Here is a 15,339-nt window from a genome sequence, read left to right as displayed (position 1 = left end):
TCATGCGCCCCTACAGACATCCTTCACTTAGCGATTTCGTTCTTGAGCGTCTGCTTTACGCCTTGAGCGATCCTGTGCGCCTGGAGATCGTGCGGCGCCTTGACGAGTTGGGCGAGGCCAGTTGTGGCGAGTTGGACGGTGGCCGGCCGAAGTCGACAATGTCTCATCATTTTCGAGTGCTGCGAGACGCCGGTTTGGTTCAGACCCAGACCATCGGCACCACCCATATGAACTCGCTGCGCCGGGCCGATTTGGACAATCGATTTCCTGGCCTGTTGGAAACGATCCTTTCTCAGCTTGACTGATGCCGGTTGCAGGATACGTATTGACGTTACTGCCGATCTGCCTCCCTCGAGTCGCCCTGTTTGAGCCAACCGGCAGGCGATCGAACCGTCCCTGTTGTCGACGGCACTAGCTGCGGTTATCAGGGCTGCAAAGGAAGTAGTTCAAGGAGAGCGAGGCAAGCCTTGACGAAGCAAACAAACTCGCACTCAGCTGTTTCCTCAAACGCTAAGCCACTGCCTCGGCGATACTGCCACCGAGACAAGTAGCCGCTTGCCGCGGTGGCACGTTTGTCTCCTCCTCTGGACATCCGTTTGTGGCCGATAGCTGCCTGCCTCCAAGTGCTCTAACCGACCCGGCTCCGCACTCACCCCGTTAAGCTTTCGGGTCAGGAAGCGCGTCGCACCCATCCATTGCTTGAGCGTCCCGAAGGGATGCTCAACCTTCCGTTTTTCGGACCCGCATCATCTCCGGCGCGTTCCTCAGTCGGGCCTGCATTTCCTCTAATACGGCTTCATGCTCCCAGCGTCGAAATCGTCGTTCCGTACTCGGTGTGCACTGCGATTTCAAGGCGCAGCCCCGGCATTTCGAACACCAGTAACGGTGCAACGTCAGGCCTGTTTCAATGTTGGTATAGCGCCAGACCAGCGCCTCCCCCGCGGTTCCAGTGCAGAGCGCTGCAGGTTTACAGAATTAGAACAGTCAATTCCGATATTGTTGACCGAAGCGAACTGCTCCGGTCCGTAGTGTTGACACCTAACTCCGGCGCATCAATTCAAGTCAAACCTTCCAAGGACATAGCGTGACTCCACGTAGCGTTCACCAAACCAGGCGGACTGACTTGGGCAGTCAGCCCGCCTCAGAGTCTTATGGCTTGGCGATGTCCGTGCGCGACACCGCTGGCGATTCCTTCGGCAGCGTGTCCCGCAGTTGCTTGACCTGGGCCGCATTTACCGCCGGGGCCTGATTGCCCCAACTGCTGCGGATGAAGGTTAGCAGTTGCGCCACCTCCTCGTCCGACATACGCCAGGCAAAACCTGGCATGCCCAGTTCGGAAGGTGCAGTCGCGGTCGCGGGCAGCTTGCTGCCAGCCAGCACCAGACGAATCATCGACACCGGATCTTCCGACAGCACCGAGGAGTTCCCGGCGATTTTCGGGAAGACCCGCTCGTAACCCTGGCCGTTGGTGCGGTGGCAGGCGGAACAGTTGTCGAGGTACAACTCGGCGCCACGACTGCCCTCTTCCCCGACAGCCAACGCTTTGGCAGTCGTTGGATCGGCCTTGAAGCTCGATACCTCGCGCCCGCTGGCTGGCAGCGTTTTCAAGTAGGCGGCCACCGCCTGCACGTCGCCATCATTGAGGTGCTGAGTGCTGTGAACCACCACATCGCCCATTGCGCCACCCAATACCGCATGGGTCGTGCTGCGGGCGCTGCGCAGTGTTGCGACGATGTCTTCGGCGCTCCAACTGCCAAGACCGTCCGCCGGATTCCCGCGCAGGTTCACCGCCAGCCAGCCATCGATCACCGACCCGCCCGAAAGGTAAACCGGGCTTGACTCATCCAGCGCCTTTTCTTGCAAGGTCAACGCACGCGGCGTGTGGCAGCTGCCGCAATGCCCAAGACCTTGAACCAGATAGGCACCGCGTGCCACCTGAGCGTCCCTATAGCCGTCGGCCTTGAATGCCACGGCATCGGGCTGCGGTGCAAACACCTTGCGCCAGATCGCCAGCGGCCAGCGCATCGACAATGGCCACGCTACATCGTTGGCGCGGTTCTCGGCATTGACCGCTGTGACGCCATGCATGAAGTACGCGTACAGCGCCCGCACATCATCATCGCTGATTTTCGCGTAGGCCGGATAAGGCATGGCCGGGTACAGACTGTCGCCATTGGCGGCGATGCCGTGACGAATCGCGCGGTCAAAATCATCCAGTGTGTAAGCACCGATGCCGGATGTTGGGTCAGGGGTGATATTGCTGCTGTAAAGCGTACCGATCGGTGAGGCAATCGGCAGGCCGCCGGCGAACGGCTGGCCACCTTGGGTCGTGTCGATCTGGCGAGCATTCTCGCCTAAATGAGTGTCCGGTTTCATTAGACCACTACAAGAGCTTGCTGGATTAGGACAGGTGAGACAGTCACAGCACAGCAATCTTCTGGTGGTAAATTGCCACTATCTGCTGTCGGAAGAATCCAGTGATACGTCGATCTTTGTCCTCGCTCAGTTTTCTTCAATCTCTTCTGGTGCTGTTGTGCACTGCAACGTTGTTGTTTCTGTGGGGATTGCATTTCCAGCAAAAAGCTTCGTCTCGTCGGGAGGCGCTATCGGCAAAGGCTGCAGAACATCTGAACCTCGCCACTATTGCGGCGGAAAACCTGCGTCAGCTGGTAGACAGGGCTCAGGCCATCGGCAGGGTCACCCGCAGCGACATGGAGGAGCTTGGCATACGTCGTCAAGGCTGGGTGCGAATGCTGGCCGAGGATCCGGTTTTGAAGCGCATGAGTTTGTATACGACTGACGGCCATTTGATCTCTGCCAGCCACTCGGACGAACCTGCACAACTACCTGCTGAGTGGGTTACCCAACTGCAGGGCCATGCAGCCCACTATGGCTTCAAAGCGCTTCTGCCATCTTCACTGGCTCAACAGCCCCGTCTCCTCAGGCCCAACTGGCGCTTACCGTTTATCTTGCCGCTTATGGACTCATCCACCGGTAAAATGGCTGACATTTTGGTGATACAGCTTGACGTGGGCTACCTGGCAGCCTTGTTTGAACACATCAATTTGGGCCAAAGCGGGATGATGCGTCTGATAGACAACGATGGGCGGGAGCGTCTGCGGATCAACAGCAGCGGCGTGGTGTTCTCTGGCGCACCTCTTGTTCCCGAGCTGCCCATTGCCGGAAGCGCTTCCGGGACACTTCTTCAGCACTCTCCCGCTGGGCTGTATCAGAGCATGTATTTGCGCGTCCCACAACGCGGATTTAGCGTCGTAGTAAGCCAAGTACACGACGAGATACTCGTTTCCTCTGTGCTCACTTACCGGCGCCAGTTCTGGCTGAATCTTTCCATGACAGTGCTGATTCTCGGAGCCCTGCTTTGGACGCTGCGTGTGCTATGTAAACGTCAGGATGCTTTCACGGCGTTGGAACACGCCCAGCGGGTCAATCAAGAACTGATTGACAGACTGGAGGAGCAGCACCGCCACAGCTGCCACGCTGCGGCGACGGATCATCTGAGTGGGCTGCTCAACCGGCGCCAATTTCTTGAGGTTGCAACACAAGTGCTCTTCACGCAGCGCAGTAAGCGCCGACTCCTAGCCATCCTGTTCATCGACATGGATCGCTTCAAATCCATCAATGACTCACTGGGGCATAAGGCCGGCGATATGCTGCTGCAAGCAGTAGCAGGACGAATCAGCCGCCATCTTGAATCCGGCGATGAGGCGGCTCGCTTCGGGGGGGATGAGTTTGTAGTCTTGTTGGCAGGTGAACGCAGTGAAGAGCAGATCGATGGCTGGGTGCGAACACTGGTTGGAAAGCTTTCGGCTGTTTATTCCCTTAATGAACTTGAGGTAACGACCAGTCCAAGTGTAGGCGTCAGTATTTGTCCTAGGGATGGTCAAGATGTAGATGAACTCATTCGCGGCGCTGACGCCGCGATGTATTCAGCTAAACACGCCGGCAGGGGCCAGTATTGTTTCTTCGATTCATCGCTCAATGTCGCTAACGTGGAAGAGTTCATGCTGGAACAGGCTTTCGGCCATGCATTGAGCCATCGTCAATTCGTTCTGCACTATCAGCCGCTGATTCGCCTGGACACAATGCGCGTTGATGGTTACGAAGCACTGGTTCGCTGGCAGCATCCAGACTTCGGTCTTCTCTACCCGGATCGCTTCATTTCACTGGCGGAACGCACTGGCTTCATCGTGGCGCTCGGGTGGGAGGTGTTGCGTCTGGCCTGCGAGGACTTGGTGCAATGGCATACGCAAGGACGGAAACTAAAGATAGCTGTCAACGTATCAGCAATTCAGCTGCACCAGGCAGATTTCAGCGAAAAACTGCTGAGCAAGTTGGCAACACGAGAAATTGAGCCGAATCATCTAGAACTGGAAATCACCGAAACAGCATTGCTGGATCCGCAGGGCCAGGCAGTTGAGCACCTTCAGCGCCTACGCGCGGCGGGGGTGCGTATAAGCTTTGATGATTTCGGCAGCGGGTACGCCGGATTCGCTCATCTGCATCTATTGCCGCTCAATAAGCTCAAAATCGACCGCGCGCTGATCGCCCCTCTGTCCAATAGCCCAGACGACAACCCGATCGTTTCGTCCACCATCATCTTGGCCAAGCGCCTTGGCCTCGAAGTTGTAGCCGAAGGCGTAGAAACTCGCGAGCAGGTCGTCTGCCTGAAGCTTGCGGGTTGCGACATTGTTCAAGGCTATCACTTCAGCCGGCCCCTTACTGTCGCGCAGCTACACGAGTACCCGCCCTTCATAAATCTGGTAGACAACGCATGCGTGCAATAACATTTTTTGGAGCCCTCCTGACAGCCCTGGCGCTGGCAGACTTGGCTTATGGTCAGTGTTCGCAGCAAAGCCTGCGGGTTGCGGTTATTCCGAAGAAAAGCATGGATGTCTTGTTGCGCGAGCATCGACCTCTGGCCGAGCGACTTAGTGCAGCGACGGGGATGCCGGTGGAGATCGTTCCCTCCTCGTCGTATGAAAGCGTAGTGGACGCAATCGTTTCTGGCGGGGTAGACGTAGCCTGGCTTGGGCCAGCTTCCTACATCATGGCCAATCAACGTGACCCTCGCATTGAGCCGTTCGCCAGCCTCACTATCGCTCAAGGCTATTTCACGTCAGCTGGTCATTATTATCAGGCACTGCTCTTGGCACGCCCAGAGGTGGCTGTGAAGATCGACGACCTTCGCGGGACACGGGTCGCACTTACTGATCCAGCTAGCACATCGGGCAGCGTAGTGCCAAACGCAGAATTCTCAAGCCAGGTTGGCATCCCGCTGGCACAGTTCTTCAACACCGTGGTGTATTCAGGCTCGCACGACAAATCGCTAGATGCATTGCTGGATCGAAAGGTCGAGGCAGCTTTTGTCGCAAGTGTCCGAGTGGATGAATATCTGAAGAAAGGACTGATAAACCGCGATACGTTTAAAGTGCTGTGGCGCTCGGAGCCCATCTACTACGATCCGTTTGTATTTCGTGGCGCCCTTTGCGCCAGCCTCAAAGAGCAAATCCGGGACGCGATGCTAGTTGATAACAGAGGCTTGTATGGCTTCCTTAATTCTCAGGAGGCATCGGGAATTGTGCCGGTGGGACATGCCCAGTATGCCCCCCTGCTTCAAAAAATGCAGTCGATATCCCCTCAGCGTTGATCCTGGAATCATGACCGCCTTTTCCGAAAGCAATTTCTCATGGCAAAGAGCCGCGCTTATGTATTTCAAAGCTCGACACTTTAACGCTGATGCGCTGCTGGACAAGCGATGGCTGCATTTTCGTCGTATCGACTATTTGGCCTTGCTCCATCTGCGTCAAGACCTGCGATTGCGACATACGATTTCGCCCCACTGCTTACACTCTCTTTCCCTCCAACCCGGTTGGATCACAAGGCTGACGGCGCCGTCATTAAGCTCGCCCATTGAGAGAGAGCCTATTGCCATTCTTAGGTGATAGCCGGTAGGTTCAATACTACCTTGGGTCTCAACCGCCTGACGTGGATCGACGTGAGCTGTATAGCACTAGGCGCGTTCGTTACATTGCCGGTCAAAATGACGCAGGTCGGCGGTGTCACTCAGCCATTGCACTGGCGTGGTGGGTAGCTGATCACCAAAACGCTTCTCCGCTTTCCAAGAACAAGTTGCGAAAATTATCACCGAAGTGCCTAGTTGGGCTCGCGACTCAGCCAATGTCCTCGCGATCACAGCGGTTCAGGGCGACGGTCTCGCTCAGTTTGCGTCGTCCTCACAGCGGAACTCAAAACCGTCCGAGCGCCAACGCGTATCGCTGGTTTCCACGGCAATTCGGCCTTCGTGCCGACGCGGCACGCCGGTCTGTTTGATGCGGCGCTCAAGCAACAAGTTGTGATGACGCATGAGCCGGTACACCCGCTTCACATTGATCGCGGGCAGCAACTAGGTTTCACGCGCGCGATGCAGCAATGCCCAGACACGACGGTAGCCATAGCTGGGAAGCTCGCTGACCTGTCGCTGCATCTCAACCACCAGCGCAGCATCATCTACAGGCCTACTTCGCCGTACTTTGGGCGATACCGATTGCTTGATTCGAACCGTTAAACTGCTATCCCTCACAATTACCGACGCCAAAGATCACTAACAGTCGGTGTCGCTCAGATCCCGCTTAAGCTGAACACACATCTGGATAGCAAATCACCGTTCGATCATGCTAGCCGTTAGGGAAGGCGACGCAGCAGCTTCCGGTCGGCACGCCCTTGATAGCATTACCACGGCTAGAAAACCGTACGGACATACACCATTGTTCGAGCCGAATCATGGACGAAGAATACAAAACGGTGCTTTTACCTACAGGTATGAAAATCTCGACGCCCAAGAAGCCTGGCGTCGGCAGCGCTGCGCTTTCCAGTTTCTGAGCCGAATGGCGGAAAACATTCTACCCAAACGCCCGACGGTCGGCATGGAGCAGACAGAGGATCAGCCGATAGCATGGCACTGAAGACCCAACGATCCACTGGTGACACCCTATCATGTCCACGAATCCCAACCCCGTCGACTTCCTAGCCCTTTTGGACTCCATCCAGGAGTTCATCGTCGTTAAGGACGGCGCAGGCCGATGGCTTTTTTGCAACAAAACTGCACTAGCCGCCTATGAAATGTGCGGATTCGAGTATCTGGGCGTTACCGATCAAGAGTTGCTCACCCTGCGCCCAAAGTTCGCGGACGGGTTTGCACGCAACATCGAGACCGACGCCCTTGCGTGGCGAAACCGTTCGGCCACTATGGTTGAGAAGTCCTTCCTAGGACAGGATGGCCGCATCAATACGTGGGAGGTGGTAAAGATGCCTTCCTTCAATCCGGACGGCACCCGTGACCGTCTGATTATCGTCAGCCGCAACATCACCGAGCGAAAGCTCGCCGAAACGGCTTTGCAGGCGAGCGAAGAACGCTTCAAAAACCTTGCTCATGTGGATGCCCTGACTGGAATTCCGAACCGGCGGGGCATCCTGGATCTGATCTCGTCCGTGCTCGATGTATCTGTGTCGATTCCTGACCACCCAGACTGCTCAGCTCTCATCTATATGGATCTAGATAGATTCAAAACGATCAATGACCAGAAGGGCCACGAGGTCGGTGATGAACTGCTGATCGCGTTTGCTAAAAGGACGCGGGCGTGCCTTCGGGATAGCGATCTACTTGGACGCATTGGCGGTGACGAGTTTGTGGCTTTCTTGCCCCGTACGGATCGAAGCCAAGCACTTATCGTCGCCAAGCGGTTGTGCGAGTCCTTGAGCGGATTGTGGTGCCTTGAAGGGCAGCGGATTTACACGTCATCGTCCATCGGGATTGCGTTCCATCCTCATGCCGGTAATGACGTTCACTCGCTTCTACGCCATGCAGATGAGGCACTCTACCGGGCCAAGCGTGCAGGTAGGTCGCAGATCAAGATCTATGAGGCGGAACCAGCTTTAGAGAACCTTAGTGTTTCCATCCCGTTTTCTAACTGTAACTCTGATGTCTAGGCCGCTTTGAGATCGCTAGCCAGTCTTTGGCCTGCCCATCGGAATTGCCCGAGCTTCGAATGCTTATCCCGGAAGACTAACTAAATGCATAGTTCCCGAGCCCAAAGCTTAAGTTACCTTCGTACTCGGGAGACGATATCCAGTCGGTCAGTCAAGAGAATACTCAGCGCCTATCACTTCGGGATCGAACGGCTTGCGAGAGAAAATTCTTCTGACCATTGGTGCGAAGTGCTCCAAATCTGGGGTTGGGAACGCTGGGTCAAAAGAGGCCTGATCCCAACGCTCGAAAAAGTCTGCGCATAGCTGGAACACGGATGGGTTCTGTAGCGATCCCTCTCGTTACGATCCCCGCCAAAATAATGCGTGTAGCAGAAGTTCTGGGTAAGCGTCCGGTGAAGGCACTGTTTAAATTAATGCTGCGTGTAGTGCCGATGGTGTCGGCCCAGGGGTGGATCGTTGTAGCTAGGTGGGGATGCCTCGAAGGGCTTGCTGTTCTTGCAGCCAATCGGTGAAAAAATTGAGTGCTGGCGAAAACGTATCTGCCTCTGAGCTTGGCGTTCTTGCATGGTTCAGAAAATAATCGATCTCAGGCTTCATCTTCGGTGCTATCTGAAGGAAAAGTTCTACATGATCCTCAAGTGTCAGAGGCCATGTTTCGTCCTGCTCCATACGTAGAATGTTCGTCGATCTGATTAGTTTTCGGGATGCCTCTCGTTGTAGGCGACGTAGCTCAATAGCATCAGTTGTATGTTCAATCTTCTCGGCGTACTTTCCTAGTATTGATGCGAAGTCTCCGTTAATCGCCAATGCAATAGCTCGCGAGGGCTTGAAACGTTGCAGACTGGTAGTGACATCTCTCCCCCAAACGCATTTGCAAATGCTTTAGCCAATAGCCCCAGCTTAAAAGGTTTTCAGGAGCCAAGGCTTCGGTGATAGACCCAATGTCGAAGTCAACCTTGGTTATCTCTGGGTGTCTTGTCTGTAACTGATTTTTTATAAAGTTTATCTGGTCAGCATAAAACTCAGGTTGACCATTGATCAGCAGCGTTACGTCTAGATCGGACTCACCCAGTTTGGCGGTACCCCCAGCAACACTGCCATACAGGTAAATGCGGTCTACCACCTCGCCCAATATCGCTACCAAGGAGGAGCACATATCTTCAACAGTGCTTTTGAACTCGGGTTGGAGGTGGTTGCTAGGGATTCGCCTAATGCGCTGTTCGATCCTGCTCAGTAAATCCAGCAGATCGTGACAATTGATATCGTAGATTGACCGCCCGCCGAGGGTGGGCAAGACGTCTTTATTAAATATTCGCAAGATCTGCGAGAGCGTGCTTTGACGCCCTTCCTTCAGGCTCAACCTGCGGAACTCTACCCACTGATTGAACACGGCCTCAAAGGTGTGCTCTGCCGCAAAACGAACAGCACGACGCTGCTGCTTACGGTGCTCATAGGGATTGATGCCTTGGGCGACCAAGGCGCGAGCCTCATCACGTCGGACACGGGCTTCTTTAAGGCTGATTTGCGGATAACTACCGAGAGACATGCGTTTCTGCACGCCCGCCCAGTAATATCTGAAACGCCAGATTTTCCCGCCGCGGGCCGTCACGTTGAGCGCAAGCCCATCCGTGTCGCCTATCGTGTAGTCATTGCCGGTGATTCGGGCTTGCCGAACGGTCGTATCCGAGAGTGCCATAGCGAGCTCCTGAACAGAGTCAGGGCCAGATGCTCGTCTCGCTATCCAAGCTGCTCCAGCAAAAAACCGATTCAGTGCACATCCAAATCCAAGATCCTCATTCGGGACTTAAATCGGGACTTAAAAGCACTGGATGGAGCTGGATTTCAGTGGTTCCCGCTGGAACGAAAAAAGGGCCTAAAGGCCCTGATTTCAATCACTTACAGAATTCAGTGGAACTCTGTAGCGCGGTGCCTTGGCTCTGGACAATCATCCTGTCAAATGATCCAGAACCCATCGGCGAAATCCGGCTAGCTCGGAGGTCACGATTGCATCGTCCGCGCCGCGAATGCCATGCATATCAGCAGTTACATTTGCGCCTGATTGGCGCCCACGACGCCCCCTCACACCGAGCCTTAGCCGCTCACTTTTTCATACGTTGAACGAGGATAGACGACCCTACGCATTCTTTCGCTCCCCCGTCCCTCCCTTCCCAAGCAGGCACAACGAGGCTAGGTTGAGGCAATCGCGCTGATTGCGCGCCAGCATTTCCACCGTCAGTTGATAAGCCTGGTCGGCCGCATCCTTGAGCAGTTGCCAATCCTCCAGGCTGATAAATTGTTGCAACACCAACTCATCGGCGCGCCGAATCAGCGTGTTGCGATAATCCTCGGGAAAGTCCAGGCGATACGCATCGTCCTCGAGCAAAAGCCGCCAGGCTTTCAATTCCATCTCAAGGTCGGTCTCACTCACGGGCGGTTGTCCTTTTAAAGTTCGAACCAGCGGCCCACCCCGGGTCAACCAGGGTGGAGCCAGTTACAAGCAAGCTCAGCTCACTTGCGCAAGCAGGTCTTGCTTGATGAAGTTGCGCACCGTGGCCAAGTGCGTTTCCTCCTGTTCCAGCGCATGGCCGAAGCGCTTGGCGATCAGCGGATGACCACCCTTGTGCGCCAGCTCGATCAGCAGTTCCCAAGCCGCGTTGTCTTCCAGTTCGATGGTCAGGATCGCGCTCATCGATTGCGAGACGGTTGTGCGTGGGTCAGTCAATACTTGCAGCACGCCCATGGCCTTGACGCCCGCCACGTCCGCGCAAGGCGTCATGGCCGTCGGGTCGCCGCCGAGGGTTTCGATGGCTTCGCGCACGATGTTCATGTGCTCCAGTTCCTCGGCCTGGATCTGACGCAAGGTTTCCACCAATGCTGGGTCGGCACCGGGCGCGGACGTGGCCTTGGCGACCATCGCCTCATACAGCCTCACGCCGGTGCGCTCGAAGGCCAGGCGTTCGCCGAGCTTGTCCAGCAACACTTCCGGCGCCTTGCCGATGGTCTTGTCCAACGCGGTCTTGACCATGCCTTTGACCGAGCCTGGCGCCGGCACCGAGCCTATCAGGTCGGCCTCGCGAATGGCGCGCTCGCGTTCGGCGGTGTAGTCGCTGATGTCGCCGGGCACGTCCGCCGGGAACAGTCGGGTGGCTTCCAGTTGGCGAGCCGTGTCCTCGGGAGACATCTGGGTGCCGGTACGATTCATGCCGATGGTGACTTGGCGTTCGCTCATTGCTGTTCTCCCACTGGATTGAGTTCGGAGCCGGGCTTGAAGGTGTAGCCGGCCGAGGCGATGTTGGCGGGCACGCCTTCGCTGTTGAGCTGGGCGCGGTAGTCGAGGGACGCATGGCCTTCGCGCTCCTTGGGCACGTAGTCGATGCCATGGGCGCGCAGGTCGAGTTCCCGGGACAACGTCTCGCGGACAAAATCGCGCTGGCTCTTGAAGGCAATCATGCGTGGCAGCGGACCGGCCAGGATTTCGGCGGGATCGCGCCGTTCGTGCTTCTTGAACAACTCGCAGGCCAGGTTCAAGTGGCCCAGTTCGTAGTCGAGGAAGCGTTCCCACATCGCTTTGATGCGCGGGTTTTCTTCCTGCTCGGCGCAACTGGCGTAGGTGTAGACCTCCATCGCCTCATGCACCAGCCACTTCTCCATGAAGGATTCGCTGGGGTCCTGCAGCGAGCCGTACTGGGTGACGTGCTGTTCCTCCACCGAGGCAATCTCGGCGTACAACGCCCGTGCCACCGGGTCAGCGAACAGCGGGCCGATGTTCATGTAGTAATCGTGGGTCTGGTATTCCGCGCCGGTAATCAGCGCGGCATGGATTTTGGTGATCAGTGCGGCGCTGTCCTTCTGATAGTTGTCTCGAAGGTCATCGCCGGGGGCGCGGTGGTGCTCGCTGGTGGGCCGGCCGGGCACGATGTCCGTGTAGCCTTGCAGGATGTTATTGGCGTCCTTGCCTTCCAGGCGATCAAGCATCGCGGCGTAACGGTAGAGGTGGTCGAAATCTTCCAGCAAACCGAAGCGGTATGTCTGCGCCTGGTAAGGATCCGGCTCGTTCTGGGCCACCGCGGCGGTGACTTCGATGGCGACCTGTTCGTAGGCCACGGTGGTTTCCAGGGGGGAATGATCCGCCGACAGCAACCAGTTGATGGCCGTCATCTGATGGTGTTCGGCACGCCTGACCTGAGCCAGGGGCAGTTGCAGCTCCTTGTGGAAACGCGCACCGAAATGCTTGAGGCGCAGGGCGTCGGACTCGACGCCGTTCATCAATATCACCCGCACACGGGTGAACGTATCGTCGTCCAGTTTGCTGATCGGTTTGCCGGCCAGCTCACGCCAGGTAAAGGTCTGCTTGTCGAGGGGCGTCCCTTTGTTATCCAGCAGATTATCGATTTTGGTCATGGGTCGATCTCCTTCATCAGAGGCCACGCGAAGCACCGTCGAAGCAACGGCGCTGGGGCACAAAACGAACGACCCTGGAGAAATGCGCAGCTCTCCACGCAGACGATGAGCGGTCGCATAAGTGGATGAAATGCCGCTTGATTTTCCGCTCATCAGGTCGGGACAAGGATTTTCGAACCAAGGGCTGGCGCGCCGGCTCGGAGGTACATAACACCGCCGCAGCCCACCGCAAACGAAGCGGTCCGAGGGCTTTCACGGCGGGGGGTGTCGTACAAATCTGCCTGGAGTTTTCGCGATGTGTGAATGTTTCGTTCAGCCTGTTTCTTCCAAGGATTCCCTGGCGTTCTTTGCCCAGCGCGAGCCCTTCGGCGCCAACCAATCAAGCTTGTCCGCCGACAGCCTTCACGCCGCGGCGGCTCCCGCGCTTCATGACCGACAAAGCGTGATCAAGCCGAACATGCAGGTCAGCGCCATCCGCAACCGTGGCGGGCGCCTGGAAAGCATCAAGGTGCGCTGGGGGTGGTCGCCCGTCTGGTCGATGGGCACGATGCCGCCCTTGACCCACCTGCCCTTGCACCTGGTGATGCGCTCCAAAGTGTTTGACCGGGTCAAGCGCGACGGCAGAGTCTTGATAGCGGTCGATGGTTGGTATGAAACGTTAGAACCTGACGTGGCTGTACCGTCCCGCCGCCTCAGCTACACGACCTCCCGCCAGTCGTCACCGATATTCCTTGCGGCCCTAGCCCAGGCCAGTGAAACGCCAAATGGTTGCGATGGCCTTGCCCTAGTGACCTACGGCGAGATCGTTAGCGAGCAGCAAACAGTGCTGGCCTTTACCCGCGAAGATGCGTTGGTATGGCTCCAGCCCGACTTACAATGGGGGCAAGCGCAGCAGATCGCCATGCATATGGCGATTGCCGAACCGCAGCTTGAACACTCATTGACAACTGAGCGACGAGCCCTAGGAAGGCGAGTATGACCGCTATATGGTGTTGTAAACATCTCTTTAAGGAAGGACTTTATCCGAAATAAGGAAGGACTTTATCCGAAATTGATTACAAATTTCTGACGGTCCGCTGCATCGCGTTCGAGCCGTCGTCACATACCGCAACCGCAACCGCCACCGCAACAATTCTGGAGCGCAGGAAAAAGTCACCGCCGTCGGCAGCCCTAGCAATCCATTGCCGCTCCGGCCACGGAATCAACGATGACTCAATTTTCCGTTGGCTACCGCGCCGACCATCGATAGCTTTGCCGGGATTGTAGGCCTGTTGTTCATCGCCAAGGCTGGATTAGGTATGCACCTCGGCGCCTACGTCCAGCCTCGTCAGACGGATTGAATTAAAAGCCCTCCAAGTACTCAGTAACTCCTCACCGGGAGAAATAACGATGCCCTCAGCCATGCTGTACATCATCGATTACGAAATACATGGAGTGCCGAAGTCTTTCATCATTCGCTTAGACATCATGAATAACGCTGAGGCATGGCATTGGGCGAGTTGCGATGCGGGCGTGGGCCGGATTCCGAAGTTCGGTCGAGAAAAGGTCAGGCGTGTCAGCAAACCCCTCGCGGAGCGTTTAGGCATTTCCAATGTTCGCTGGCGCTTGTCGGGCGCAGAACCTTTCAAGCCCGCCGCCTACGTCCCACCAAGGTATTAGCTCCTTCATGAAGAGGGTGGTCCTTAAGCTGATTCGCGACCGCCCTCCACCATAAAGCGTCTGGTATCTGAAGGACCTTCTGACTCCTTTGTCGACGCAACGGAAGGGGGATACCGAAGGATTGCGGCCCCATAAATGGTCGATACTGAGCGGCCCCATGACGATGATCTGCCATGATGATCCGAGTCTCGTATTACACCATTCAGAGCTAAGGGTCTCTGACTTAGCGGTGCATACAAAACACTGTTTAATTGTCAGCATCGTCTCGATGCGGGCAGAAGCACTTCCCCTACCCGCCCAAGCCCCTAAACAAATGCTTGAGCTACTCGATTGGTGCTTTTTCAAGTTAACGAACTCAGCGAGTCAGGCAGGAAGAGTACTCCTCCTGGTCCCCAAAACAGGCGGTCCACTCAAAATCTACGCTTTAATCGTGCCATTTGCTCGGCTAGTTAAGCTTAACAACGGTAGGCACGGTAAGCCGGGTAAACACATACAGCAGCACACCCACTAAAACAAGTGCCCCGCCTCGCAGCCAAGTGCCCATGTTTTGCTGACTCAGCAATACGAGGCAAGACAGGATCGCCAGCCAGGGTATCCAGGTGGGAACCTGAAAATGTTCTTCTGCAACCTTGTCCTTGCGTAACACCAGCACGGCCACGTTGGTGCTGAGGAACACGAACAGTAAAAGCAGCACCACGGTTTGCGCCAAGGTCGCCAACGTTCCTGTCAGCGTCAGTGCGATGGCGACGAGCGTCGTGGCAATAATGGCCGCCCATGGTGTGCGCCTGTGCGGCAGGACCCGTCCCAGGACATCTGGCAAGGAATCGCTGGGGGCGAATCTGCTGATGACCGTGATCGCCTCGTCCATGAACCGCCGATTATACAGCCCTGTCAGCCGAATCATGTGGCGGGGTAATCCTAGGGAAACTCCGGGCGATAGGCGTCTTCGAGCAACAGCCGCCAGGCTTTCAGTTCATTTTCAAGTAGGTTTCACTCACGGGCGGTTGTCCTTTAAAAGTTCGAGCCAGTGGTCCCACCCCGGATAAACTAGGGTGGCGCCAGGTGGTAAGCAAGGCTCAGCTCACTTACGCAAGAAGATCTTGCTTGATGAAGTTGCGCACCGGCCAGGTTCGTTTCCTCCTGTTCCAGGGCATGGCCGAAGCGCTTGCAATCAGTGGATGGGCCCCCCTTCTGAACCAGTTCGATCAGCAACTCCCAAGCTGCGTTGTCCTCTAGCTCGATTGTCGGGATCGCGCTCATCGATTGGGACAC

12 protein-coding genes and 3 pseudogenes are annotated in these 15,339 nt (G+C 56.3%); 6 read left to right on the top strand and 9 right to left on the bottom strand.

From position 1 onward, the window contains the following. The first annotated feature begins 2 nt into the window (after positions 1-2). Positions 3-305, top strand: a complete 303-nt coding sequence (locus tag J3P90_RS10900) for an ArsR/SmtB family transcription factor (protein ID WP_434611607.1) — start codon at positions 3-5, stop codon at positions 303-305. A gap of 336 nt (positions 306-641) precedes the next feature. Here the strand turns inward: J3P90_RS10900 and J3P90_RS10895 are convergent. Together J3P90_RS10895 and J3P90_RS10890 are read right to left on the bottom strand one after the other, a co-directional pair. Continuing rightward, positions 642-942: pseudogene (locus tag J3P90_RS10895) on the bottom strand (transposase); the annotation flags it as partial. A gap of 207 nt (positions 943-1,149) precedes the next feature. Continuing rightward, positions 1,150-2,376: a c-type cytochrome gene (locus tag J3P90_RS10890; RefSeq protein ID WP_434676330.1), complete on the bottom strand. Its 1,227-nt coding sequence runs from the start codon at positions 2,374-2,376 to the stop codon at positions 1,150-1,152. 101 nt (positions 2,377-2,477) lie between these two features. Here J3P90_RS10890 and J3P90_RS10885 point away from each other — a divergent pair, with 101 nt between their 5' ends. Both J3P90_RS10885 and J3P90_RS10880 read left to right on the top strand, forming a co-directional pair. Next, a complete protein-coding gene (locus tag J3P90_RS10885; RefSeq protein ID WP_434676329.1) occupies positions 2,478-4,805 on the top strand; it encodes a bifunctional diguanylate cyclase/phosphodiesterase in 2,328 nt (775 codons plus the stop codon). Further along, on the top strand, positions 4,793-5,668 hold the full coding sequence (locus J3P90_RS10880) for a phosphate/phosphite/phosphonate ABC transporter substrate-binding protein (protein ID WP_434676328.1): 876 nt from the start codon (positions 4,793-4,795) through the stop codon (positions 5,666-5,668). The genes J3P90_RS10885 and J3P90_RS10880 overlap by 13 nt, the downstream gene beginning before the upstream one ends. 570 nt (positions 5,669-6,238) lie before the next feature. Here J3P90_RS10880 and J3P90_RS10875 read toward each other — a convergent pair. After that, entirely contained in the window at positions 6,239-6,424 is a 186-nt protein-coding gene (locus J3P90_RS10875; RefSeq protein WP_434676327.1) for a hypothetical protein, read from the bottom strand. Positions 6,425-7,014: 590 nt separating this feature from the next. Between J3P90_RS10875 and J3P90_RS10870 the strand changes: the two genes are divergently transcribed. Further along, entirely contained in the window at positions 7,015-8,007 is a 993-nt protein-coding gene (locus J3P90_RS10870; protein WP_434676326.1) for a diguanylate cyclase domain-containing protein, read from the top strand. Between the two features lie 796 nt (positions 8,008-8,803). Here J3P90_RS10870 and J3P90_RS10865 read toward each other — a convergent pair. The 5 genes and pseudogenes from J3P90_RS10865 to J3P90_RS10845 all read right to left on the bottom strand — a co-directional run bounded on the left by J3P90_RS10865 (position 8,804) and on the right by J3P90_RS10845 (position 12,408). Beyond that, positions 8,804-9,163, bottom strand: coding sequence for a nucleotidyltransferase domain-containing protein (locus J3P90_RS10865; protein ID WP_434676568.1), 360 nt, complete (start codon positions 9,161-9,163; stop codon positions 8,804-8,806). 57 nt (positions 9,164-9,220) lie between these two features. Continuing rightward, positions 9,221-9,703, bottom strand: a pseudogene (locus J3P90_RS10860) (tyrosine-type recombinase/integrase); the annotation flags it as partial. Between the two features lie 438 nt (positions 9,704-10,141). Then, positions 10,142-10,435: a hypothetical protein gene (locus tag J3P90_RS10855; protein ID WP_434676325.1), complete on the bottom strand. Its 294-nt coding sequence runs from the start codon at positions 10,433-10,435 to the stop codon at positions 10,142-10,144. 75 nt (positions 10,436-10,510) lie between these two features. Beyond that, positions 10,511-11,236, bottom strand: a complete 726-nt coding sequence (locus J3P90_RS10850) for a ferritin-like domain-containing protein (protein WP_420765913.1) — start codon at positions 11,234-11,236, stop codon at positions 10,511-10,513. Continuing rightward, positions 11,233-12,408 carry a hypothetical protein gene (locus J3P90_RS10845; RefSeq protein ID WP_434676324.1) on the bottom strand — a complete coding sequence of 392 codons (1,176 nt, stop codon included), beginning with the start codon at positions 12,406-12,408 and terminating at the stop codon, positions 11,233-11,235. Before J3P90_RS10845 ends, J3P90_RS10850 begins: the two co-directional genes overlap by 4 nt. Before the next feature lie 295 nt (positions 12,409-12,703). On the opposite strand from J3P90_RS10845, the gene J3P90_RS10840 reads away from it, so the two are divergent. Both J3P90_RS10840 and J3P90_RS10835 read left to right on the top strand, forming a co-directional pair. Next, the gene (locus tag J3P90_RS10840) at positions 12,704-13,387 is read left to right on the top strand and encodes an SOS response-associated peptidase family protein (protein WP_434676323.1); all 684 of its coding nucleotides are present in this window, start codon (positions 12,704-12,706) and stop codon (positions 13,385-13,387) included. Between the two features lie 410 nt (positions 13,388-13,797). Beyond that, positions 13,798-14,067: a DUF6555 family protein gene (locus J3P90_RS10835; protein WP_434559407.1), complete on the top strand. Its 270-nt coding sequence runs from the start codon at positions 13,798-13,800 to the stop codon at positions 14,065-14,067. A 445-nt stretch (positions 14,068-14,512) separates the two neighbouring features. On the opposite strand, the pseudogene J3P90_RS10830 reads toward J3P90_RS10835, so the two are convergent. After that, positions 14,513-14,887 (bottom strand): annotated as a pseudogene (locus J3P90_RS10830) (amino acid permease); the annotation flags it as partial. Between the last annotated feature and the right edge of the window lie 452 nt (positions 14,888-15,339).

Source organism: Pseudomonas sp. D3-10 (assembly GCF_051132175.1).
Taxonomy (GTDB): domain Bacteria; phylum Pseudomonadota; class Gammaproteobacteria; order Pseudomonadales; family Pseudomonadaceae; genus Aquipseudomonas.
The sequence above is the reverse complement of the archived record's forward strand: the minus strand, read 5'-3'. Positions and strand labels throughout refer to the sequence as shown.